Here is a 21,829-nt window from a genome sequence, read left to right on the forward strand (position 1 = left end):
TTCTTATTCCGCGATCACGACGCCTTGCGCCGTTTTCTCGTGGAACTCGCCGAAGAAGGTGTAGCGGCCGGGCTTGAGCGGGCCGATGAGGATGGTGGCCTTCTGCCCGCCGGGGATCACCTTCTCGCGCTTGAGGCTGTGGCTCTCGAACTCTTCCGGCGTGCTGTCCTGGTTATGGACGACCAGCTTGATCTTCTGGCCGGCCTTGACCTTGACCTCGGCGGGTTCGAAGCGGTGGTTCTTGATGACGAGCAGGACTTCCGGGTCGGCTGCGAGTGCGCCCGTGGCGAGAAGGCAGCCGGCAAGGGCCAGGCCGAAAAGGCGGCGGGATGTCATGGATCGGGCTCCGGTTGAGGATTTGCACGATCTTAATGCAAATCATTCCCATTCGCCAGCCAGCGGCGGCAGAAGGGGGATTCCGGGCGGCGTTCAGTGGGAGTCGAAGTCGTCGTCGGGCAGCAGGGCCTCGATGCCGGCGTCGGTCAGGTCGGCCGCGTCGTACTCGCGCGAATCCAGCAGCCAGTCTGCGACATCGTCCCAGAAGCGGCTCTCGTTGGCGTGCGTCGGCTCGTCCATGCCCGCACTATGGAATCGCCGCGGGCCGCGGCCTGTCGGCGGCCTGCGCCGGCCTGCGTCGGCGGGGGCGGAAAGCCGCCGTCATCCTGCATTTCATCGCGCCATACGGCGTTTCGTCGCATCGTGGGTGGGAGCCTTTCGCGCGGCGAACTATGCTTGAGGTCTTCGCGGGGCCACAAGCCCCGCTTCCCGGAGGAGATTCATGCGTTTTACCCTGACCTTGCTGGTCATCGGCCTGGCGTCCACGCTATCCGCGTGCAACCGGGGCGCCGATGCCAAGTCGCAAGCCGCCGCCGCGCCCGCGGTGCTCGTCGCCCCCGAAGACGTGTTCACCGTCAAGCCGTCCGCGCTGGCCGCCGGCCCGCTGGTGACCGGCAGCATCCAGCCCGAGCGCAAGGCCGACCTGCGCGCCGAAGTGCCCGCCGTCGTCATGGCCGTGCACAAGGAAAACGGCCAGAGCGTGCAGAAGGGCGACCTGCTCGTGCGCCTGGACGACACCTCCATCCGCGACGGCCTCGTTTCCGCACAGGAAGCCGAGCGCGCCGCCTCGCAGGCCTTCGACCAGGCCCAGCGCCAGTCGCAGCGCATGAAGACGCTGCGCGAGCAGGGCATGGCCTCGGCGCAGCAGCTCGAGGACGCCGAGATCCGCCGCAACACCACGCAGAGCGACCTGTCGGCCGCGCGCACGCGCCTGGTGGCCGCGCGCCAGCAGCTGCAGCGCACCGAGGTGCGCGCGCCCTTCGACGGCATCGTCGCCGAGAAGAAGGTCTCCGCCGGCGACACGGCGCAGGTCGGCAAGGAACTGCTCAAGGTCATCGACCCGCGCAGCCTGCGCTTCGACGGGCTCGTGTCCTCGGACGCGATCCAGTCGGTCAAGGTCGGCCAGGCCGTCGCCTTCCGCGTGAACGGCTACGGCAAGCAGGAGTTCGGCGGCAAGGTCAAGTTCGTCAGCCCCACCGCCAACCCGATGACGCGGCAGGTCGAGGTGATCGTTGAGATCGCCGGCGACGCGCCCGCGCGCCTGGCGGGCCTGTATGCCGAAGGCCGCATCGAAGCATCGTCCTCGATGGCGCTGATGATCCCCGAGTCGGCGATCGTGCGCGACGGCGAACGCGCCTTCGCCTGGCGCATCAAGGACAACGCGCTGCACAAGGTGGCCGTCACCGTGGGCGACCGCGACACGCGCCGCGGCGACCGCGTCGTGAAGTCGGGGCTGGCGGACGGCGACAGGCTGCTGCGCCACCCGGTGGCCACGCTGAAGGACGGCCAGGCCGTCAAGGACACCGCGTCCGCGGTGGCCGCCCCGTCGGCGCCCGCCACGGCCGAAGCGCCCAAGACGCCTTAAGGAGGCGCCATGTTCCTGTCCGACTTTTCCATCCGCCGCCCGGTGGCGACGGTGGTCCTCATCATCGCCCTGATGGCCATGGGCGCGCTGGCGCTGTCCAAGCTGCGCGTCAACGAGATTCCCGACGTGCAGCAGCCGGTGCTGGTCGTGAACATCGCCTACCCCGGCGCTTCGCCCGAGACGGTCGAGCGCGAGATCATCAACCGCATCGAGAAGTCGCTGCAGAGCGTGACGGGCGTGTACGAGGTGCGCTCCACCGCCAAGGACAGCAGCGCGCAGCTGGTGATGGTGTTCAACTTCAACAAGAACATGATCGAGGCGAGCGACGAGGTGCGCAACGCCATCGCCACCGTCCGCTACAAGCTGCCGATCGAGATGCGCGAACCCGTGCTGGTGCGCATCGACCCCAGCGCGCAGCCGATCCTGAACCTGTCGCTGTCGTCCACGAAGCAGACGCAGGCCGAGATTTCGCGCCTGGCCGAAGACACCGTCGCCGACCGCCTGCGTGGCGTCGACGGCGTGGCCACGGTGGAGATCAACGGGTCGCTCAAGCGCGAGCTGTCGGTGCTATTGAAGGCCGACCGCCTGCGCGAATACAACGTGTCGGTGGCCGAGGTGATCGCCTCGCTGCAGGGCGCCAACACCAACGCGCCGGTGGGCCGCATCATCGGCCCGCTGAAGGACCAGAGCATCCGCCTGATCGGCCGCATCGAATCGCCCGCCGAGTTCGCGCAGATCATCGTCAAGCGCCGCGGCGACGAGATCGTGCGCCTGGGGCAGGTGGCGAGCACGGTGGACGGCTTCGCCGAGCGCGACAGCTTCAGCCTGCGCAGCGCCCACCCGAACGTGAGCATGTACATCACCCGTGCGCGCGACGGCAGCACGGTGACGGTGGCCAACCGCGTCAAGAAGGAGATCGCGAAGATCAACAAGGACCTGCCCGAGGGCACGCGCATCGACGTGACCTACGACGGCGGCGAAGGCGCGCAGGACAACCTGAACAACGTGATCCACGCGCTCATGCTTGGCGCGGGGCTCACCGTGTTCGTCGTGTACCTGTTCCTGAACTCATGGCGCTCGACGCTGATCACGGCCACCAGCCTGCCGACGTCGGCGCTGGCCGCGTTCATCGCCGTGTGGGCCTGCGGCTTCACGCTGAACTTCATGACGCTGCTGGGCCTGTCGCTGGCCATCGGCGTGCTGATCGACGACGCGATCGTCGTGCGCGAAAACATCGTGCGCCACATGGAGCGCGGCGCCGACCGGATGACCGCCGCACGCCTGGGCACGGCCGAGATCGGCATGGCGGTGGCGGCCACCACGTTCTCGATCATCGCGATCTTCATCCCCGTGGCCTTCATGCCGGGCGTGGCCGGCGAGTGGTTCCGACCCTTCGCGCTCACCGTGGCCTTCTCGGTGATGGTCAGCTTGCTGATCTCCTTCACGCTCGACCCGATGCTGTCCGCCTACTGGGGCGACCCCCCGGGCTACCAGCACGATGCGCCGCGCAGCAAGGTGTCGGTGTGGCTCAAGAAGTTCAATGCGTGGTTCGACCACCAGGCCGACCGCTACGGCAACGTGATCGCGTGGGCGCTGCACCACCGCAAGTGGATGGCCGCGGCGGCGGTCGGCAGCTTCGTGGGCGCCATCGCGCTGCACGCGTGGCTGGGCGGCTCGAGCTTCCTGCCGGTGGCCGACAGCCCCATGATCGCGATCGAGGTCCGCACGCCGTCGTCGGCGAGCCTGGAATACACCAAGCTCAAGATCGAGAAGGCGGCGGAGCTCGCACGCACGCTGCCCGAAACCGTGGCGACCAACAGCCGCGTGAACATCGGCGGCGGCCGCGTGTACGTGGACATCGGCAAGACCACGCAGCGCAAGCGCACGGCCCAGGAGATCGCCGTGGAGATGCGCAAGCTCATGGCGCAGCTGGTGGGTGCGGAATACGTCGTGCTCGACGACCTGAACAACGGCGCGCGCAAGCCGGTGGAGATCCGCTTCTACGGCCAGGACACGCGCACGCTGCTGGACATCACCAATGCCTACATGGAGCGCATGCGCAAGATCCCGGGCGCGGTGGACGTGGGCCTGTCGGAGCTGAGCCCGAAGGACGAACTGCGCATCGAGATGAACCGCGGCCTGGCCAATGCGCTGGGCATTTCGGTGAACGACGCCGCGCAGGCCTTGCGCGTCGCGTTCGCGGGCGTGGAAGTCGGCGACTGGATCGACCCGTCGGGCCAGGCGCGCGACGTCGCCGTGCGCCTCGACCCGGCCGACCGCGTCGACGCCGAGAACATCGAGCGCCTGCCGATCGCGGTGGCCGGCACCAACATGGTCGTGCCGCTGAACCAGATCGCCACCGTGACCATGGGCGTGGGCCCGGCGCAGATCCAGCACCTGAACGGCCGCCGCATGATCGCCGTCTCGGCCAACGCGGAAGGCCGCGCATCGGGCGACGTCACCAAGGACGCGCTCAAGCTCGCGCAGTCGCTCGACTACCCCGTCGGCTACGGCGTGGAGATCGGCGGCGCGGGCAAGGACCAGCAGGAGGTCTTCTCGGCCATGTTCACGGCGCTGATCATGGGCGTGGGCCTGATGTACCTGATCCTGGTGATGCAGTTCGGCTCGTTCACCGCGCCGCTGGCGGTGATGATCTCGCTGCCGCTGTCGCTGATCGGCGTGGTGGTGGCGCTCCTGCTCACGCGCGCGACGCTCAACCTCATGAGCTTCATCGGCATCATCATGCTGATGGGCCTGGTGGCGAAGAACGCCATCCTGCTGCTCGACGCGGCGCGCAAGCTCGAGTCGGACGGCGTGGACCGCGAAGAGGCGCTGATGGCCGCGGGCCGCGCGCGCCTGCGCCCCATCCTGATGACGACCTTCGCGCTGATCGCCGGCATGCTGCCGGTGGCCATCGGCATCGGCGAGGGTGGCGACTTCTACCGGCCGCTCGCGATCTCCATCATCGGCGGCACGATCACGTCGACGGTGCTCACGCTGCTCGTGGTGCCGTCGTTCTACGACAGCATCGAGGTGTCGCACGACCGCATGCTCGCGAAGTTCCGTCGCCGCCAGGGCGAGCGCAACGCCGCGATCGCGTTCGGCCTGACGTTCGTCGAAGCGGTGCTGACGCTGCTGGGCGTGCGGGCGGCTTACCGCGGCCTGATGCGCCTGCGTTCGCGCCGCGTGGCGGCGGCTGCCGCCTAGGACGGGTCCTGGCCCGGCGGGCTGCCCGGCAGGGCCGGGTCCGCCGGCGGAATCTCCCCGCGCTTTTTCTTCAGCACGTCGAGCGCGCTGTCGGCGCCTTCCCCCGTCGACGGCAGGGGCTCGGGACGGGGCTGTTCGGGCTCGTTCTTGTTGTTCTGGCTGGTCATGGAGGCGCCGACTCTACCGTGCCCGGACCTGCACATCAATTGCAACCCAACGCACATAAAGGGAAACGGCCCCCGCAGGGGCCGTTTCGCCGGAGCAAGGGCCGTCAGACGTTGGCGATCGCGACCGAGCGCGAGTTGAGGTAAGCCTCCATCGCCTCGGGCCCGCCTTCGGAGCCGTAGCCCGAATCCTTCACGCCGCCGAACGGCATCTCGGCCGAGGGCAGCGCGGGCATGTTGATCCACATCATGCCGACTTCGACGCGGCGCGCCAGCAGGTCGGCGTTCTTCAGCGACTTCGTGAAGCCGTAGCCCGCCAGGCCGAACGACAGGCGGTTCGCTTCCGCGATCGCCTCGTCGAGCGTCTTGAAGCCGCGGATCGCGGCCATCGGGCCAAAGGGCTCGTCGTTGAACACCTTGGCTTCGGTGGGCACGTCGGCCAGGATGGTGGGCTGGAAGAAGTTGCCCGCGTCGCCGATGCGCTCGCCGCCGGCCAGCACCGTGGCGCCGCGCTCCACGGCGTCCTTCGTGAACTCGGCCATCGCCGTGAGGCGGCGCGGGTTCGCGAGCGGGCCCATCGTCGTGCCTTCGGCCAGGCCATCGCCGACCTTCAGCGCCGCGGCGGTCTTGACCATCAGGTCCGCGAATTCCTTCTTCACGCTCTCGTGCACCAGGAAGCGCGTCGGCGAGATGCACACCTGGCCGGCGTTGCGGAACTTGGCCGCGCCCGAGGCCTTCACCGCCAGCGCGATGTCGGCGTCCTCGCACACGATCACCGGCGCGTGGCCGCCGAGTTCCATCGTCACGCGCTTCATGTGCTTGCCCGCGATGGCCGCCAGCTGCTTGCCGATCGGCGTGGAGCCCGTGAACGTGATCTTGCGGATCACCGGGTGCGGAATCAGGTATTCGGAGATCTGCGCCGGGTTGCCGTAGACGAGGTTCAGCACGCCGGGCGGGATGCCCGCGTCCTGGAAGGCGCGCACCAGCGCGGCGGGCGCCGCCGGCGTTTCTTCCGGGGCCTTGATGATCATCGAGCAGCCGCTCGCCAGCGCGGCGCCGAGCTTGCGCACCACCTGGTTGATCGGGAAGTTCCACGGCGTGAAGGCCGCCACCGGGCCCACCGGGTCCTTCAGCACCATCTGGCGCGTGGTCAGCGCAAAGCGCGAGGGCACGATGCGGCCGTACACGCGCAGGCCTTCGTCGGCGAACCACTCGATGATGTCGCCGGCGGCCATCGCCTCGCCCTTGGCTTCCACCAGCGGCTTGCCTTGTTCCTGCGTCAGCACGGCGCCGATCTCGGCGGCGCGCTCACGCATGAGCGCGGCGGCCTTGCGCATGATCTTGTTGCGCTCGATGGGCGCCATGTCGCGCCACACCTCGAAGCCCTTCTGGACGGCGGCCAGCGCGCGGTCGAGGTCGGGGATGGACGCATGCGCCACGCGGCCGATCTCCTTGCCGGTGGCCGGGTTGAAGACGGCCAGCGACTTGCCGTCCTGGGCGTCCTGCCATTCGCCGTTGATGAAGAGCTGGGTGTTGGGGTAAGTCATGGCTGTCCTGTGGAAGCGGGGAGGGGAAGGGGCTATTTTCGGCCAAGCGGGCCCCGCGTGCTCGTGGTGGGTTATGCGTACCCGGCAGAGGAGGTCGATTTATACCAAGCACGCGCTTGCTGAAAATAGCCGGCTCTGCCATGATTGCCCGCCATGGACATGCCCGCCCTGCCCCTGGCCGCGCCGAAACGCCCGCGCGGACGCCCGCGCAAGACGCACGCGGAGATCGACGACGGCAACCGCCGCCGCGACCTGCTCAACTCGGCCGCCCGGCTGTTCCGCCGCAAGGGTTTCGATGCGACGACCACGCGCGACATCGCGGCGGCCGTGGGCATGCACAGCGGCTCGCCCTTCTACCACTTCGAGAGCAAGGGGGCGCTGCTGGCGGCGGTGATGGAGGAGGGCATGCGCACGGCGATCGAGCGCCAGCGCACCGCGCTCGAGGCGGCCGGCGACCGCATCCCGGCGTCGCAGCGGCTGCGCGTGCTGGTGCGCAACCACTTCGACGTGTTGCTCGGCCCCGGCAGCGACTTCATCCCGGTGATGCTGTACGAGGCGCGTTCGCTCACGCCCAAGCAACGGCGCGTCATCACCGACCTGCAAAGCGAGTACGAGGCCGCTTGGGTCCCGGTCCTGCAGCAGCTGGTGACGGTGGGCAAGCTCAAGGGCGACGTCAAGCTGGCGCGGCTGCTGATCTTCGGCGCGCTGAACTGGTCGGCGCAGTGGTACGACCGGCGCAAGGGTGCGTCGCTGGACGAGCTGACCGATGCGGCGCTCGCCCTGTTCATCCGGTGCTGATGCCATGAGCCGCTTCGAATCGGGCTGGAACGTGGAAGGCGAGGTCGCGCAGGCGCGGCGCGCGGCGATGCTGGAGCGCATCGCGCAGCTGCGGGCGCTGGAAGGGCGCTCGGCCGCTGCATCGGCGAAATCGAAACCCGTGTTCGACAAGCGCGGGCAGCTCTTGCCGCGCGAGCGCGTGGCGTTGTTGCTCGATGCGGGCGCGCCCTACCTGCCGCTGTCGTCCATCGCCGGCTTCCTGCAGGACACGAAGGATGCGGCCGAGTCGGTGCCCGGCGGCGGCGTCATCGCGGGAATCGGTTTCGTCTCGGGCACGCGCTGCATGATCGTGGCGAGCGACTCGGGCATCGACGCCGGCGCGATCCAGGCAATGGGGCTGGACAAGGTGCTGCGGGCGCAGGAGATCGCGCTGCAGAACAAATTGCCCTTCCTGCACCTGGTCGAGAGCGCCGGCGCCAACCTGATGAAGTACCGCGTCGAAGGTTTCGTGCACGGCGGCGCGCTGTTCCGCAACCTGGCGCAGCTGTCGGCGGCGGGCCTGCCGGTGATCACCGTGCAACATGGCTCCGGCACGGCGGGCGGCGCCTACATGCCGGGGCTGTCGGACATCGTGATCATGGTGCGGGGGCGTTCGCGCGCTTTCCTTGCCGGGCCGCCGCTGCTCAAAGCTGCTACCGGCGAGATCGCGACCGAGGAAGAACTCGGCGGTGCGGAGATGCACACGGCGGTGTCGGGGCTGGGGGAGTACCTGGCCGAAGACGACCGTCATGCGCTGGGCATCTGCCGCGAGGTGGTCGCCAACCTGTCATTCCGGCGCAGGCCGGAATCCAGTGGCTTCGACGGCGCCACAAAGACACTGGATCCCGGCCTCCGCCGGGATGACATCTTGACGCTGATCCCCACCAGCCTGCGCGAACCCCTCGATATGCGCGAAGTCATCGTCCGCCTCGTCGACGGCGGCGAGGTTCTCGAATTCAAGCCGCTCTACGGCGCCGCGACCGTCTGCGCGCAAGGCCGCATCGGCGGCCATGCGGTGGGCTTCATCACCAACAACGGCCCCATCGACGTGGCCGGCGCCAACAAGGCGACGCACTTCATCCAGTGGATGTGCCAGCTGGGCCACCCGATCATCTACCTGCAGAACACCACCGGCTACATCGTCGGCAAGCAAAGCGAGCAGGACGGGATGATCAAGCACGGCAGCAAGATGATCCAGGCCGTGACCAACGCCACCGTGCCGCAGATCACGATCCAGTGCGGCGCGTCGTTCGGCGCCGGCAACTACGGCATGTGCGGCCGTGCCTATGCGCCGCGCTTCCTGTTCTCGTGGCCCAGCGCCAAGACCGCGGTGATGGGCGGCGAGCAGGCGGCGCGCACCATGCAGATCGTCACCGAGGCCGCGCTGGCGCGCAAAGGCATCACGCCCGACCCCGCGGAGTCGCAGAAGCAGTTCGACCGCATCGTCGGCATGTTCGAGGCCCAGGCCGATGCGTTCTACACCTCGGGCCTGATGCTGGACGACGGCGTGATCGACCCGCGCGACACCCGCGACGTGCTGGCCTTCTGCCTGGACACGATCCGCGAAGCCGATCAACGCCATCCGCGCCCCATGCAATTCGGCGTGGCGCGCATGTAGGGGACACTATGCAATACACGCACGAACACCTCGAGATCCAGAAGACGCTCAAGCGCTTCATTGACGAGGAGATCAACCCGCACGTCGACGAATGGGAAGCCGCCGAGATGTTCCCGGCGCACCAGGTGTTCAAGCGGCTGGGGCAGCTGGGCTTGCTGGGGCTGACCAAGCCCGAGGCATACGGCGGCGCGGCGCTGGACTATTCCTACTCGATGGCGATGACCGAAGCGCTCGGCTGGATCGAGTGCGGCGGCGTGCCCATGGCCATCGGCGTGCAGACCGACATGGCCACGCCGGCCCTGGCGCGCTACGGCAGCGACGAGCTGCGGAGCCAGTTCCTCGCGCCGGCGATCGCGGGCGACATGGTGGCGTGCATCGGCGTCTCCGAACCCGGCGCGGGCAGCGACGTCGCCAACATCAAGAGCCGCGCGGTGAAGGACGGCGACGACTACGTCATCACCGGCCAGAAGATGTGGATCACCAACAGCCTGCAGGCCGACTGGATGTGCATGCTGGTCAACACCGGCGAGGGCCCGGTGCACAAGAACAAGTCGCTGGTGATCGTGCCCATGCGCGACGGGTCCAACGGCAAGCTCACCAAGGGCATCGAGGTCGCGCAGAAGATCAGGAAGATCGGGATGAACTCGTCCGACACGGGCCTGATCTACTTCGACGAGGTGCGCGTGCCGCAGCGCTTTCGCATCGGCAACGAGGGCGCGGGCTTCGTCTACCAGATGCAGCAGTTCCAGGAAGAGCGCCTGTGGGGCGCGGCAAGCTGCTTGGTGTCGCTGTCCAACTGCATCGGGTGGACGATCGAGTGGGCGCAGGAGCGCAAGCTCTTTGGCGCGACGCTCGCCGACCAGCAGTGGGTGCAGTTCAAGCTGGCGGAGCTGAAGACCGAGGTGGAGGCGCTGCGCGCGTTGACCTACCGCGCCTGCGAGCTCTACGTGCAGGGCCAGGACGTGCTGGAGCTGGCATCGATGGCCAAGCTCAAGGCGGGCCGCCTGAATCGCATCGTTCCCGACACCTGCCTGCAGTTCTGGGGCGGCATGGGCTTCACCTGGGAGAACAAGGTTTCGCGCATGTACCGCGACGGGCGCCTGGTGTCCATTGGCGGCGGCGCGGACGAAGTGATGCTGCAGATCCTGTCGAAGATCATGGGCATCGCCAAGAAGCCCAACGCCGCATGACCCTTCGCCGGCTGCTCATCGCGAACCGCGGCGAGATCGCGCGCCGGGTGATCCGCACCTGCAAGCGGCTCGGGATCGAGACGGTGGCGGTGTATTCCGATGCCGACCGCAATGCGCTGCACGTGCGCGAGGCCACGCTGTCGTTCGCGCTCGGCGGCAACACGTCGGCCGAGTCGTACCTGCGCATCGAGCGCCTGCTGGAAGCGGCGCGCGCGACGCAGGCCGACGCGATCCATCCCGGCTACGGCTTCCTCAGCGAGAACGCCGATTTCGCGCAGGCGGTGGCGGGTGCGGGCCTGGTGTGGGTCGGGCCTCCTGCCGCGGCGATTCGCGCGCTGGGCAGCAAGTCCTCGGCAAAGGCGATCGCGCAGCAGCGCGGCGTGCCGTGCCTGCCCGGTTACTTCGGTGAGGACCAGACGGACGAACGCCTGGCGCGCGAGGCGCAGCGCATCGGCTTCCCGGTGATGGTGAAGGCCGCGGCCGGTGGCGGCGGGCGCGGCATGCGGCTGGTCACCGAGGCCTCGCAGTTGCGAGCGGCCGTGCAAAGCGCGCGGTCCGAGGCGCAATCGTCCTTCGGGTCCGGCGAACTGCTCCTGGAGCGCGCGCTCATCGCGCCGCGCCACGTCGAGGTGCAGGTGTTTGCCGATTCGCACGGCCACTGCATCCACCTGGGCGAGCGCGACTGCTCGGTGCAGCGCCGCCACCAGAAGCTCGTCGAGGAAACGCCGAGCCCGGCCGTGGGCGCCGCGCTGCGCGAGCGCATGGGCGCGTGCGCAGTGGAGCTCGCGAAGGCGGCGGGCTACGTCGGTGCCGGCACCGTCGAGTTCCTGGTCGAGGGCGACGCCTTCTTCCTGATGGAGATGAACACGCGGCTGCAGGTGGAACACCCGGTGACGGAGGCCGTCACGGGGCTTGACCTCGTCGAGTGGCAGTTGCGCGTCGCGCAGGGTGAGCCCTTGCCGCTGGCGCAGGAGCAGGTGCGCTTCGACGGCCATGCCATCGAGGTGCGGTTGTGCGCGGAAGACGAGAACTTCGCGCCGCATGCGGGCACTGTGCGGCGCTTCGCCGAACCCGCCGGTGTGCGCTTCGACCATGCGATCTACGAAGGGCTGCGGGTCCCGCCGTACTACGACTCCATGCTGGGCAAGCTGGTCGTGCACGCACCCACGCGCGGCGGGGCCATCGACCGGCTGGCGGCGGCGCTGGATGCGACCACCGTGCTCGGCCTGCCGACCAACCGCCGTTTCCTCGCCGCGTGCCTGCGTCACCCGCTGTTCCGCGAGGGCCAGGCCTTGATCCCGTTCCTGGCGGAACACGCGCAGGCGATTCGCGAGCAACTGGCCGACGAGGAGAGCAGGGTCGTTGCAGCGGCGGTCCGCCAGGCGTTCGCACCGCACGCAACCGCGCTGGCCTGCCCGTTCGATCGCCCGTTGCGCATCCGGCACCGCGACGCTGTCGTCACCATGGGTAAAGGCGCTGCCATGAACATCGAGTGCGTCCCCGTCGCCGGCACCACCTGGCACCTGCAAGCCGGCGCCATCGATTGCTTCGTCGACGACCTGTCCTTCGAGCCTGCCACCCGCGGCGGCGACGCGGCCCATGCGGGCGAGCTGCGCGCCCCCTTCAACGGCAAGGTGATCGCGGTGAAGGCGCAACCCGGCGCCAAGGTCGCGCGCGGCGACACGCTCCTGGTGATCGAATCGATGAAGCTGGAACACGCGCTGGCCGCCACGCGCGATGCCGTGATCAAGACCATCCATGTGCAGCCGGGCCAGCAGGCCGCCACGTCCCAGGTGCTCGTGACCTTCGAGGCCGCCACATGAACGCCGAACTTCGCGCCGACGTCGAAGCGCTGACGGACTCCGTGCGCCGCTTCGCGCTGGAGCGCATCGCCCCCCATGTCGATGCGTGGGACAAGGCGGGCATGGTCCCGCGTGAGCTGTACCGCGAGGCGGCGGCGCTGGGGCTGCTCGGCCTGGGCTACCCGGAGGACTACGGCGGCACGCCTGCGCCCTTCGCGTTGCGCAATGCCATGTCGGTGGCGATGGCGCGCTACGGCGCGAGCGGCGGCGCGATGGCGGCGCTGTTCTCGCACAACATCGGCCTGCCGCCGATCCTGCGCCACGGTTCGCGCGAGCTGCAGAAGCTGGTGGTCCCGGCGGTGCTGCGTGGCGACGCCATCGCGGCGCTGGCGATCACCGAGCCCGGCGGCGGTTCCGACGTGGCCGCGATCCGCACGCGGGCGCACCGGCAGGGCGACGAATACGTCATCGAGGGCGAAAAGACCTTCATCACCTCGGGCGTGCGTGCCGACTGGATCACGATGGCCGTGCGCACCGGCGAAGCCAAGGGCCCCTCGGGCATCTCGATGATCCTGGTGCCGGGCAAGGCGAAGGGCCTGCAACGTTCCGCGCTCGACAAGATGGGCTGGCTGTGCTCCGACACCGGGCACCTGCGGCTGGAGGGCGTGCGCGTGCCGGCGCGCTATCTCGTGGGCGACGAGGGCGCGGGCTTCAAGATGATCATGAGCAACTTCAACGGCGAGCGGCTGGCGATGTCGGCGATGGCGCTGGGCTTCGCGCAGGCCTGCTACGACGAGGCGCTGGACTGGGCGCGCCAGCGCCAGGCCTTCGGCTCGGCGCTGGTGGAGAAGCAGGCCATCCGCCACAAGCTGGTCGACATGCGCATGCGCATCGAATCGACGAAGGCCTGGCTGGACGCCGTCACGGAAATGGCGGACGCGGGGAAATTGGAATCCGACCCCGATTGCGTGGCGCAGGTGTGCGTGCTGAAGAACCACGCGACGCAGGCCATGCAGTTCTGCGCCGATGCCGCCGTGCAGATCCTCGGCGGCATGGGCTTCATGCGCGGGACGAAGTGCGAGCGCATCTACCGCGAGGTGAAGGTGATGATGATCGGCGGCGGGGCGGAGGAGATCATGAAGGACCTGGCCGCGCGACAATGGCAGCTATGAAGAACCCGCCGCCGCTGGAATTCGAGCCGCAGTTCGTCGCGGCCCTGCGCGAGCTGTTCGAAAAGCGCGTCGTCTTCAACACGGTGCTGGGCCTGCAGATCACGCAGCTCAAGCCCGAGTTCGTCGAAGGCCGCATCGCGATGAAGCCGGAGCTGATCGGGCACTTCGCGCACCAGCGCCTGCACGGCGGCGTGATCAGCGCCACGCTGGACGCGATGGGCGGGCTGGCGGTGATGGCCGCGATCGGCGCTCGCCACATGGACGAGGAGCCGATGCAAAGGCTGCACCGCTTCATGAAGCTGGGCACCATCGACCTGCGCATCGACTACCTGCGGCCCGCCATCGGCGAGTGGTTCGGGATGAAAGCCGAGGTGCTGCGGCTGGGGTCGCGCGTGGCGTCCGCGCGCATGGAGTTCCTGGGCTCCGACGGCAAGCTGCTCGCCACCGGCGCCGGCGCCTACATCATTTCCTAGAAGGCGGCGCTTTCTCTTCCTGCCGGGCCTCGGAGAAGATCTCCCACGTCACGATGAACACGGCCGCGATGGCCGGGCCGATGACGAAGCCGTTCAGGCCGAACACCGCCAGGCCACCGAGCGTGGCGATCAGCACCAGCCAGTCGGGAAGGCGCGTGTCCTTGCCGACCAGGATGGGCCGCAGCACGTTGTCCACCAGGCCGATGACCAGCACACCCCAGGCCACCAGCCCGAAGCCGCCGAACAGCGACCCGGTCGTCAGCAGGTACAGCGCCACCGGCCCCCACACCAGCGCCGCGCCCACGGCGGGCAGCAGCGAGAGGATCGCCATCACGGCGCCCCACAGCAGCGCGCCCGTGATGTCGAGGAACCAGAAGGCCAGCCAGCCGAGCGCGCCTTGCACCAGCGCGACGACGACGTTGCCCTTGACGGTGGCGCGCACGACGGTGGCGAACTGCTGCAGGATGCGGCGCGTGTGCTCGGGGGCCAGCGGCATCGCCTTGGCGGTCTCGCGCGCGAGCGCCGGCCCGTCGCGCAGGAAGAAATACAGCAGGTAGAGCATCACGAAGAAGCTCACCACGAAGTCCAGAGTGCCCTGGCCGATCTGGAACACGCGCTGCGTCACGGCGTCGCTGCTGCGCCCCAGCGCGTCGGCCAGCTTGTGCTGCACGGCCGGCAGGTCGTCCACGCCGAAGCGCACCAGCCAGCCGCGCAGCCACTCGGGCAGCGCGCCCACCATGCGCTGGAAGTATTCGGCCAGCTGGATGTCGCCGGACTTGAAGCGCTGGTAGAAGGCCGATGCCTCGTTGGTGACCGAGACCGCGAGCAGCGCCAGCGGCAGCAGCACGCTCACGACGATCACGAGCAGCGTGGCGAGGGCGGCCCAGCCGCGCCTGCCGTTGAGCGCACGCACCGAGCGCTCCTGCAGCGACGAGAACACGATCGCCATGAACAGGGCCCACGAGATCGCGCCGCTCATCGGCGACAGCACGACCGCGAAGAGGACGGTGACGACGAGGACAAGGCCCAGGAGGGCCTTGCCTTGGAGGGAGGGGGAGTTGAGGGGATCGGCCGCCATGTCTAGCGGCCGATTATGGGCGCTCAGGGCTTGACGTAGTCCGACACGACCTTCCACTTGCCGTCCTGGATCTGCGACAGGCGCGACAGGTCGTTGCCCAGGCGCTTGCTCGCGGAGTAGCTGCTGGGCGGCGCGCCGAAGATGTCGGTGTCGAACTTGATCGAGTCCATGGTCTTCACGAAGCTGTCGGTCGTGAGGTTCGGGCCCGCCTTCTGCGCCGCGGTCGCGAACTGGTCGATGATCGAGTAGCCGTACACCGAGAACACCGTCGGGTCCTCGTTGAACTTGGTCTTGTACTTGTTGGCCCAGAAGCGGATCGGCTGCGAGGCTTCGTCCAGGTACGGGTTCTGCACCGTGTGCGTGCCGTACAGGCCGTCCATCGCCTTGCCGCCCAGCTTGTGGATGAGGTCCGTGTACACCGCGCTGGAGCCGAGGAAGATCGGGTTGAAGCCGGTCTTGCGCGCCTCGCCGATCGTGCCGATGGTCTCGCGGATGATGGTGCCCAGCACCACCAGGTCGCAGTTGGCCGCCTTCATGCGCGCGACCTGCGAGCTGAAGTCGGTGGCGCCGCGCTTGTAGCTGGTCTTCTCGGCCAGCTCCATGTTCATGGACTTCAGGCCCGCCTCGGCGCCGCGCAGCACCTCCAGGCCGAAGTCGTCGTCCTGGTAGTTGATGCAGACCTTCTTGGCGCCCTTTTCCTTCACCAGCTTGGGCAGGGTGATGCGCATCTGGTCGTAGTAGGTGGCGGCGAACGAGTACTTCAGCTTGTGCAGCGGCTCGTACATCTCGCGCGCCGCCGTGATCGGCATGAAGTTGACGACGTTCTTCTCGAACTGCACCGGCATCGCGGCCATGTTCTGCGCCGTGCCCAGGTGGCCGGCCATGATGAAGATCTTGTCCTGGTTGACCAGCTTCTGCGCGGCGAGGACGGCCTTCTTGGGGTCGTAGCCGTCGTCCTCGACCAGCAGCTTCAGCTTGCGGCCATGGATGCCGCCCTGCTCATTGATCTCATCGACGCGCAGCTGCATGCCGTTGCGCGCCTGCTTGCCGAAGCCGGCGAGCGGGCCCGACAGGTCCTGGATGGTGCCGATCAGGATCTCGTTCTTGCTCACGCCCTGCTGGGCGCCCGCCCACGAAGCGGCGAGCGCGAGCGCGGCCGCCGCGGCGAATTTCATCTTCATGCCTGGTCTCCTCGGTTACGTTGGTTTGCCACGATTCTTGCCACGGTCCCCGGGGTGTCAAGCTGGATTACCCCGCCGGGGCAAGGCCCCGTCCTACAGACGAGCGCGAACCGTTGAGCCATAAACGTCCGTGTTAACTGCACGAGGTGAGCACCATGCGCGACCGGACCCGGAACATCAACCTGTGCGGCGAGTCGCTCCAGGGCCTCCAGCACGTCTGCGCGTTCTTCGACTCCCGCGAGGAGCAGTACGAAGTGCTCAACCCCTATTTCAGCGAGGGCCTGGAAACCGGCGACGAAGTCGTGACCATCGTGGAGTCCGCCTTCCACGAGGAACACGTGCGCCGGATGTCCCAGGGCGGCGTGCATGTCGGCAAGGGCCTCGAGTCGGGGCAGCTGAAGGTGGTGGCCTCGGAAGCGTCGTACATCAAGGACAAGGTCTTCGTCGCGGACCGGATGTACGCCATGCTCGAGGAGGTCCTGTGCAATGCCACGAACGGACCGTACGGGTCCGTGCGGACGATGGGCGACATGGAGTGGGCCCTGAAGAACCTGCCGGGCACGGACGAGCTCATGATGTACGAGGCGCGGGTCAATCTGCTGGCGTCCCACCACGACTGCACGCTGCTGTGCGCCTACGACGTCAACCGGTTCAGCGGCCGCGTGATCGCCGACGTGCTGGCCACGCACTCGCACGTGATCATCAACGGCAAGGTGCACACGAACCCGTACTACGTCGATCCCGTCACGTACCTGAGCAAGCTGGCCCTGCGCCGGCCCGCGGAGTCGACGGCAAGCCCGGGCCACCGGCATTGAAGTCCGCTACTGCTCCCCGCGAAGCACGGTCATGAGCGACAGGTTTCGCTCGCTCCTGGCGGAGTGGAAGGGTCTCGAGCGCGAGGCCAACGACGCCCAGCGCGCGCTCAACGAGAAGTTCCACGCCTTCCTGAACGGCGAAGGCGCCGAACCCCCCGAGTCGGAGCGGCAGCAGGTGGAGAGGCTGCGCGACCGGGCAAATTCAGCGCTCGAGGTGGCGATGGCTTACGTCCGCACCGCGGCGCACGGGCCCATCTCCCGGAAGTAGGGACTTCGGCGCCTGCGGAAGGCGGCCGCGTGGGCGCTAGCCGTACATCGCCTCGATCTGCGGCGAATACTTCTTCTGCACCAGCGCGCGCTTCAGCTTCATCGTCGGCGTCAGCTCCTCGTCCTCGGCCGACAGCTGCGTGTCCAGCAGGAAGAACTTCTTGACCTGCTCGACGCGCGCGAACTTCTTGTTGGCGCGGTCGATCTCGGCCTGGATCAGCGCCTGCACCTCCGGCGCGCGCGTGAGGCTGGCGTAGTTGGAGAAGGGCACGTCGTTGTCCTGCGCGTACTTCTCCACGTTCTCCTGGTCGATCATGATGATCACCGTGAGGAACGGGCGGCGGTCGCCGATCACCACCGCGTCGGTGATGTAGGGCGAGAACTTCAGCTCGTTCTCGAACTCGCTGGGCGTGATGTTCTTGCCGCCCGCGGTGATGATGATGTCCTTCATGCGGTCGGTGATCTTGTAGAAGCCGTCCTCGTCGACCACGCCGACGTCGCCGGTTTTCAGCCACCCGTCGTCGGTGAAGGTCTCGCGCGTCTTCTCCGGCTGGTTCAGGTAGCCCATGAAGATGTTGGGGCCCTTCACCTGGATCTCGCCCGTCTCGGGATCCAGCCGCATCTGGTTGTGCTTGCCGGCCGGGCCGATGCTGCCGGTCTTCAGGCGGCTCAGCGGAATGCAGGTGGATGCGCCGCAGGTTTCGGTCATGCCCCAGGCTTCCAGCATGGGCACGCCCAGCGCCATGTACCACTTGACCAGCTCGGGCGAGATCGGCGCCGCGCCCGTCAGGAGCAGCTTGGCGCGGTGGATGCCGATCAGCTTGCGCACGTTGTCCAGCGCCAGGATGCGCGCGACGCGGAACTTGACCTTCAGCCCCTCGGGCACCGGCTGGCCCGCGAGCACCAGCTCCGCGATCTGCATGCCCACGCCGATGGACCAGCGGTAGGCGGCCTGCTGCGACTTCGTGGCTTCCTTCAGGCCGATCATCACGCCCGAGTAGAACTTCTCCCACACGCGCGGCACCGCGAACAGAACCGTGGGCTGGATCTCGCGCACGTTCTCGGGCACGGTCTCGGGGTTCTCGACGAAGTTGATCACCACGCCCACGTACAGCGGCAGGAACTCGCCGAAGATGCGCTCGGCGATGTGGCACAGGGGCAGGAAGCACATGCGCTCGCCGTTCTCCTCGGCCGGGATCAGCTCGGGATAGGAGTGCAGCTGGTACACCAGCGCGCCGTGGCTGTGCATCGCGCCCTTGGGCTTGCCCGTGGTGCCGGACGTATAGACCAGCAGCGCCAGTTCTTCCGGCTTGGTCGCGTTCACGCGCGCCATCAGTTCATCCGGGTGCTGGGCGTTGTACTGCCGCCCCAGCTCGCGCAGCGCGTCCATGCTGATCACGTTGGGGTCCTTCAGCTCGCGCAGGCCCTTCATGTCGAAGACGATGATCATGCGCAGCTTCGGCAGCTGAGGGCGCGTCTCCAGCACCTTGTCCAGTTGCTCCTCGTCCTCGACGAAGAGCAGGCTGGTGCCCGAGTCGGCGCACAGGTATTCCACCTGCGAGGCGGCGTCGGTGGGGTAGATGCCGTTGGCCACGCCGTTGCACGAGAGGATCGCCAGATCCGCCCACGTCCACTCGGCGCGCGTGTTGGACAGGATCGACGCCGTCTCGCGCGGCTGGAAGCCCAGCGCCATCAGCCCGCCGGCCACCTCTCGCACGATGTCGCCCACCTGCGCCCAGGTCCACGGCTGCCAGATGCCCAGCTCCTTCTGGCGCATGCAGGTGCGCGTGGCGCGCGCCTGCACACCCTGCCAGAACATCACGGGGATGGTCGGTCCCTCGAGGAAATCCCTGGCCGTCTCGACCGTCGCTGCTTCCCACAGGTTCATCGCATCATCTCCACGTCTTCTTCTTCTTCCAGCGCCGCTCGCCGCGCACGCCGGCTTCCTTCATGCCCAGGTAGAACTCCTTGATGTCGTCCTTCTCGCGCAGCTTGGCGCAGGAGTCCTCCATCACGATGCGGCCGTTCTCCAGCACGTAGCCGTAGTCGGACGCGTTCAGGGCCATGTTGGCGTTCTGCTCCACGAGAAGGATGGTCGTGCCGCGCTCGCGGTTGATGCGCACGACGATCTCGAAGATCTCCTTGGTGAGCTTGGGCGACAGGCCCAGGCTCGGCTCGTCCAGCAGGATGAGGTCGGGCGACGCCATGATGGCGCGCGAGATGGCCAGCATCTGCTGCTGGCCGCCGGAGAGCAGGCCGGCGTCCTGCGCCGAACGCTCCTTGAGGATCGGGAAGTAGCCGTACACGGCTTCCATGTCGCGCGCGATCCCGTCCTTGTCCTTGCGCGTGTAGGCGCCCATCACCAGGTTGTCGTGCACCGACAGCAGCGGGAACACCTCGCGGCCCTCGGGCACGTGCGACAGGCCTTCCTGCACGATGTGCGCGGGGTCCTTCGCGGTGATGTCCTCGCCCTTGAACTCGATCGAGCCCTTGCGCGGGTCGATGATCCCCGAGATGGTCTTGAGGATGGTGGTCTTGCCGGCGCCGTTGGAGCCGAGCACGGTGGCGATCTCGCCGCGGCGCACCTGCAGGCTCACGCCGCGGATGGCCTTGATGGGCCCGTACGCCGATTCGACGTTCAGCAGCTTCAGGACCGGCAGGTCGCTGACGGCGGGTGGGTTCATGCTCATGCCGCGGCCCTCCGCAGGTCGGCCACTTCGTCGATGGTGCCGAGGTAGGCCTCGATCACACCGGGATGCGTCTGCACTTCGCGCGGGCTGCCCATGGCCAGCACCTCGCCCTGGTTCATGGCCAGCACGCGGTCGGACACGCGCGAGACCAGCGTCATGTCGTGCTCCACCATCAGCACGGTGATGCCCAGCTCGTGCTGGATGTCCTGGATCCAGAAGGCCATGTCCTCCGTCTCTTCCACGTTCAGGCCCGACGAGGGTTCGTCGAGCAGCAGCAGTTTGGGCTCCGTGCACAGCGCGCGCGCCAGCTCCACCACCTTGCGCACGCCGTAGGGCAGGCCGGCCACCATGGACTCGCGGTGGTGCTGCAGGTCCAGCAGGTCGATCACGCGCTCGACCCTTTCGCGCGCCTCGATCTCGCCACGGCGCGCGGCCGGCGTGAAGAACATGTCGCTCCAGAAGCCGGTGCTGCGGTGCGTGTGGCGGCCGATCAGCAGGTTCTGCAGCACGGTGGCGTGCTCGAAGAGCTCGATGTTCTGGAAGGTGCGCGCGATGCCCAGCGAGGCGACGCTGTGGGGCGGCAGCCGCGTGAGCTCCCGGCCCTCGAACAGGATGGAGCCTTCGGTCGGGTTGTAGATGCGGCTGATCAGGTTGAACACGGTGGTCTTGCCGGCGCCGTTGGGGCCAATCAAGGTGAACACCTCGCCGCGCCGCACGTCGAAGCTGACGTTGTTGACGGCCAGCACGCCGCCGAAGCGCACGCTGATGTTCTTGGCCGAGAGGAGGAAGTCGTTGCTCATGTCGGTCGTTTCAGCGCAGGCGGTCGGATTTCTGGAAGCTCTTCTGCCGCTTGAACAGGCCCTGGCGGTAGAAGGGGAAGAGCTGCAGGTACGTGCGCACCTTCAGCCAGCGGCCGTACAGGCCCAGCGGCTCGAACAGCACGAAGGCGATCAGCACGGCGCCGTACACCACGCCCTGCAGGCCCGGCGCCTGGCCGATGGCGGCGGGCAGCCAGTCCTTGCCCAGTGCGATCAGCTGCGGCATGGAGATGAAGAAGATCGCGCCCAGGAACGCCCCGTGCACCGAACCCAGCCCGCCGATCACCACGATCAGCAGCAGGTTGATCGACTCGAGGATGTTGAACTGGTCCGGCGAGATGAACGTGAGCTTGTGCGCGTACAACGCGCCGCCCAGGCCCGCCAGCGCCGCGGAGATCGCGAACGACAGCGTCTTGTAGCGCGCCAGGTGGATGCCCATGCTCTGCGCCGACACCTCCGAGTCGCGGATGGCGACGAAGGCGCGGCCGGTGGGCGAGCGCAGCAGGTTCAGGATGGCCAGCGTCGTGATGATGGTGACCACCAGGCACAGGAAGTAGAAGCTGGTGGGCGTGTCGATGGCCCAGTCGCCGATGGCCGGCTTCTTCACCGCCAGGCCCGCGTTGCCGCCGGTCACGTGCTCCCAGCGGGCCAGCACTTCCTCGACGATGAAGGCCATGGCGATGGTGGCGATGCCCAGGTAGATGCCTTTCACGCGCAGCGCCGGCAGGCCGACGATGACACCCACGGCCGCCGACAGCGCCGCCGAGGTGACCAGCGCCAGCGGGAAGGGCACGCCGTGGTTGACGAGGTAGGCCTCGGTGTACGCGCCCACGCCCAGGAAAGCCGCGTGGCCGATGGAGAACAGGCCGGTGAAACCCGCCAGCAGCATCAGGCCCACGCCGACGATGCCGTAGATCAGCGTGAAGGTCAGCTGCGCCAGCCAGTAGTCCGGCACGATCCACGGCGCGCCGAAGAGGAACGCCAGCAGCAGCCCGTACCAGAACACATGGCCGCCGTGCTTGGCCAGCGCGATGTCCTGCGCGTAGTCGGTCTTGAACAGGAATCTCATC

The 21,829-nt window shown here is 67.9% G+C and carries 20 protein-coding genes; 10 read left to right on the forward strand and 10 right to left on the reverse strand.

Annotated elements, in window-relative coordinates; genetic code table 11:
- Nucleotides 1-3: 3 nt before the first annotated feature.
- A complete protein-coding gene (locus WG903_RS07070; protein WP_340073668.1) occupies nt 4-336 on the reverse strand; it encodes a cupredoxin domain-containing protein in 333 nt (110 codons plus the stop codon).
- Between the two features lie 93 nt (nt 337-429).
- A complete protein-coding gene (locus WG903_RS07075) occupies nt 430-576 on the reverse strand; it encodes a hypothetical protein (protein ID WP_340073670.1) in 147 nt (48 codons plus the stop codon).
- 202 nt (nt 577-778) lie between these two features.
- Between WG903_RS07075 and WG903_RS07080 the strand changes: the two genes are divergently transcribed.
- The gene (locus tag WG903_RS07080) at nt 779-1,921 is read left to right on the forward strand and encodes an efflux RND transporter periplasmic adaptor subunit (protein ID WP_340073672.1); all 1,143 of its coding nucleotides are present in this window, start codon (nt 779-781) and stop codon (nt 1,919-1,921) included.
- A gap of 9 nt (nt 1,922-1,930) precedes the next feature.
- Nucleotides 1,931-5,128, forward strand: coding sequence for an efflux RND transporter permease subunit (locus WG903_RS07085; protein WP_340073674.1), 3,198 nt, complete (start codon nt 1,931-1,933; stop codon nt 5,126-5,128).
- On the opposite strand, the gene WG903_RS07090 is transcribed toward WG903_RS07085, so the two are convergent.
- Together WG903_RS07090 and WG903_RS07095 are read right to left on the reverse strand one after the other, a co-directional pair.
- Nucleotides 5,125-5,295 (reverse strand): hypothetical protein, encoded by a 171-nt coding sequence (locus WG903_RS07090; protein WP_340073676.1) that lies wholly within the window; start codon nt 5,293-5,295, stop codon nt 5,125-5,127. The genes WG903_RS07085 and WG903_RS07090 overlap by 4 nt on opposite strands.
- Before the next feature lie 104 nt (nt 5,296-5,399).
- Entirely contained in the window at nt 5,400-6,839 is a 1,440-nt protein-coding gene (locus WG903_RS07095; RefSeq protein WP_340073678.1) for an NAD-dependent succinate-semialdehyde dehydrogenase, read from the reverse strand.
- Nucleotides 6,840-6,992: 153 nt separating this feature from the next.
- Here WG903_RS07095 and WG903_RS07100 point away from each other — a divergent pair, with 153 nt between their 5' ends.
- From WG903_RS07100 to WG903_RS07125, 6 genes are read left to right on the forward strand one after another with little or no spacing between them, the layout of a single operon-like run.
- Nucleotides 6,993-7,637 carry a TetR/AcrR family transcriptional regulator gene (locus tag WG903_RS07100; RefSeq protein WP_445263581.1) on the forward strand — a complete coding sequence of 215 codons (645 nt, stop codon included), beginning with the start codon at nt 6,993-6,995 and terminating at the stop codon, nt 7,635-7,637.
- A gap of 4 nt (nt 7,638-7,641) precedes the next feature.
- Nucleotides 7,642-9,273, forward strand: coding sequence for an acyl-CoA carboxylase subunit beta (locus WG903_RS07105; RefSeq protein WP_340073681.1), 1,632 nt, complete (start codon nt 7,642-7,644; stop codon nt 9,271-9,273).
- An 8-nt stretch (nt 9,274-9,281) separates the two neighbouring features.
- Nucleotides 9,282-10,463, forward strand: coding sequence for an acyl-CoA dehydrogenase family protein (locus WG903_RS07110; protein ID WP_340073685.1), 1,182 nt, complete (start codon nt 9,282-9,284; stop codon nt 10,461-10,463).
- On the forward strand, nt 10,460-12,286 hold the full coding sequence (locus WG903_RS07115) for an acetyl/propionyl/methylcrotonyl-CoA carboxylase subunit alpha (RefSeq protein WP_340073688.1): 1,827 nt from the start codon (nt 10,460-10,462) through the stop codon (nt 12,284-12,286). The genes WG903_RS07110 and WG903_RS07115 overlap by 4 nt, the downstream gene beginning before the upstream one ends.
- Nucleotides 12,283-13,437 (forward strand): acyl-CoA dehydrogenase family protein, encoded by a 1,155-nt coding sequence (locus tag WG903_RS07120; protein WP_340073690.1) that lies wholly within the window; start codon nt 12,283-12,285, stop codon nt 13,435-13,437. Before WG903_RS07115 ends, WG903_RS07120 begins: the two co-directional genes overlap by 4 nt.
- Entirely contained in the window at nt 13,425-13,910 is a 486-nt protein-coding gene (locus WG903_RS07125) for a thioesterase family protein (protein WP_340073692.1), read from the forward strand. Before WG903_RS07120 ends, WG903_RS07125 begins: the two co-directional genes overlap by 13 nt.
- Here the strand turns inward: WG903_RS07125 and WG903_RS07130 are convergent.
- Both WG903_RS07130 and WG903_RS07135 read right to left on the reverse strand, forming a co-directional pair.
- On the reverse strand, nt 13,900-14,988 hold the full coding sequence (locus tag WG903_RS07130; RefSeq protein ID WP_340073694.1) for an AI-2E family transporter: 1,089 nt from the start codon (nt 14,986-14,988) through the stop codon (nt 13,900-13,902). The genes WG903_RS07125 and WG903_RS07130 overlap by 11 nt on opposite strands.
- A 23-nt stretch (nt 14,989-15,011) precedes the next feature.
- Nucleotides 15,012-16,163: an ABC transporter substrate-binding protein gene (locus tag WG903_RS07135; protein ID WP_445263625.1), complete on the reverse strand. Its 1,152-nt coding sequence runs from the start codon at nt 16,161-16,163 to the stop codon at nt 15,012-15,014.
- A gap of 161 nt (nt 16,164-16,324) precedes the next feature.
- Here WG903_RS07135 and WG903_RS07140 point away from each other — a divergent pair, with 161 nt between their 5' ends.
- Both WG903_RS07140 and WG903_RS07145 read left to right on the forward strand, forming a co-directional pair.
- Complete coding sequence (locus WG903_RS07140; protein ID WP_340073698.1) at nt 16,325-16,984, forward strand: MEDS domain-containing protein; 660 nt, start codon at nt 16,325-16,327, stop codon at nt 16,982-16,984.
- 31 nt (nt 16,985-17,015) lie between these two features.
- Nucleotides 17,016-17,252, forward strand: coding sequence for a hypothetical protein (locus WG903_RS07145; protein ID WP_340073700.1), 237 nt, complete (start codon nt 17,016-17,018; stop codon nt 17,250-17,252).
- 36 nt (nt 17,253-17,288) lie between these two features.
- Here the strand turns inward: WG903_RS07145 and WG903_RS07150 are convergent, their stop codons facing one another.
- The 4 genes from WG903_RS07150 to WG903_RS07165 are packed head-to-tail and all read right to left on the reverse strand — an operon-like array spanning nt 17,289 to nt 21,828.
- On the reverse strand, nt 17,289-19,139 hold the full coding sequence (locus WG903_RS07150; protein WP_340073702.1) for an AMP-dependent synthetase/ligase: 1,851 nt from the start codon (nt 19,137-19,139) through the stop codon (nt 17,289-17,291).
- Nucleotides 19,140-19,143: 4 nt separating this feature from the next.
- Nucleotides 19,144-19,941 (reverse strand): ABC transporter ATP-binding protein, encoded by a 798-nt coding sequence (locus WG903_RS07155; protein ID WP_340073704.1) that lies wholly within the window; start codon nt 19,939-19,941, stop codon nt 19,144-19,146.
- A complete protein-coding gene (locus WG903_RS07160) occupies nt 19,938-20,741 on the reverse strand; it encodes an ABC transporter ATP-binding protein (RefSeq protein ID WP_340073706.1) in 804 nt (267 codons plus the stop codon). The genes WG903_RS07155 and WG903_RS07160 overlap by 4 nt, the downstream gene beginning before the upstream one ends.
- A 10-nt stretch (nt 20,742-20,751) precedes the next feature.
- Complete coding sequence (locus tag WG903_RS07165) at nt 20,752-21,828, reverse strand: branched-chain amino acid ABC transporter permease (RefSeq protein ID WP_340073708.1); 1,077 nt, start codon at nt 21,826-21,828, stop codon at nt 20,752-20,754.
- Nucleotide 21,829 lies beyond the last annotated feature (1 nt).

This window comes from Ramlibacter sp. PS4R-6, from assembly GCF_037572775.1.
In the GTDB taxonomy this organism is placed as follows: Bacteria; Pseudomonadota; Gammaproteobacteria; order Burkholderiales; family Burkholderiaceae_C; genus Ramlibacter.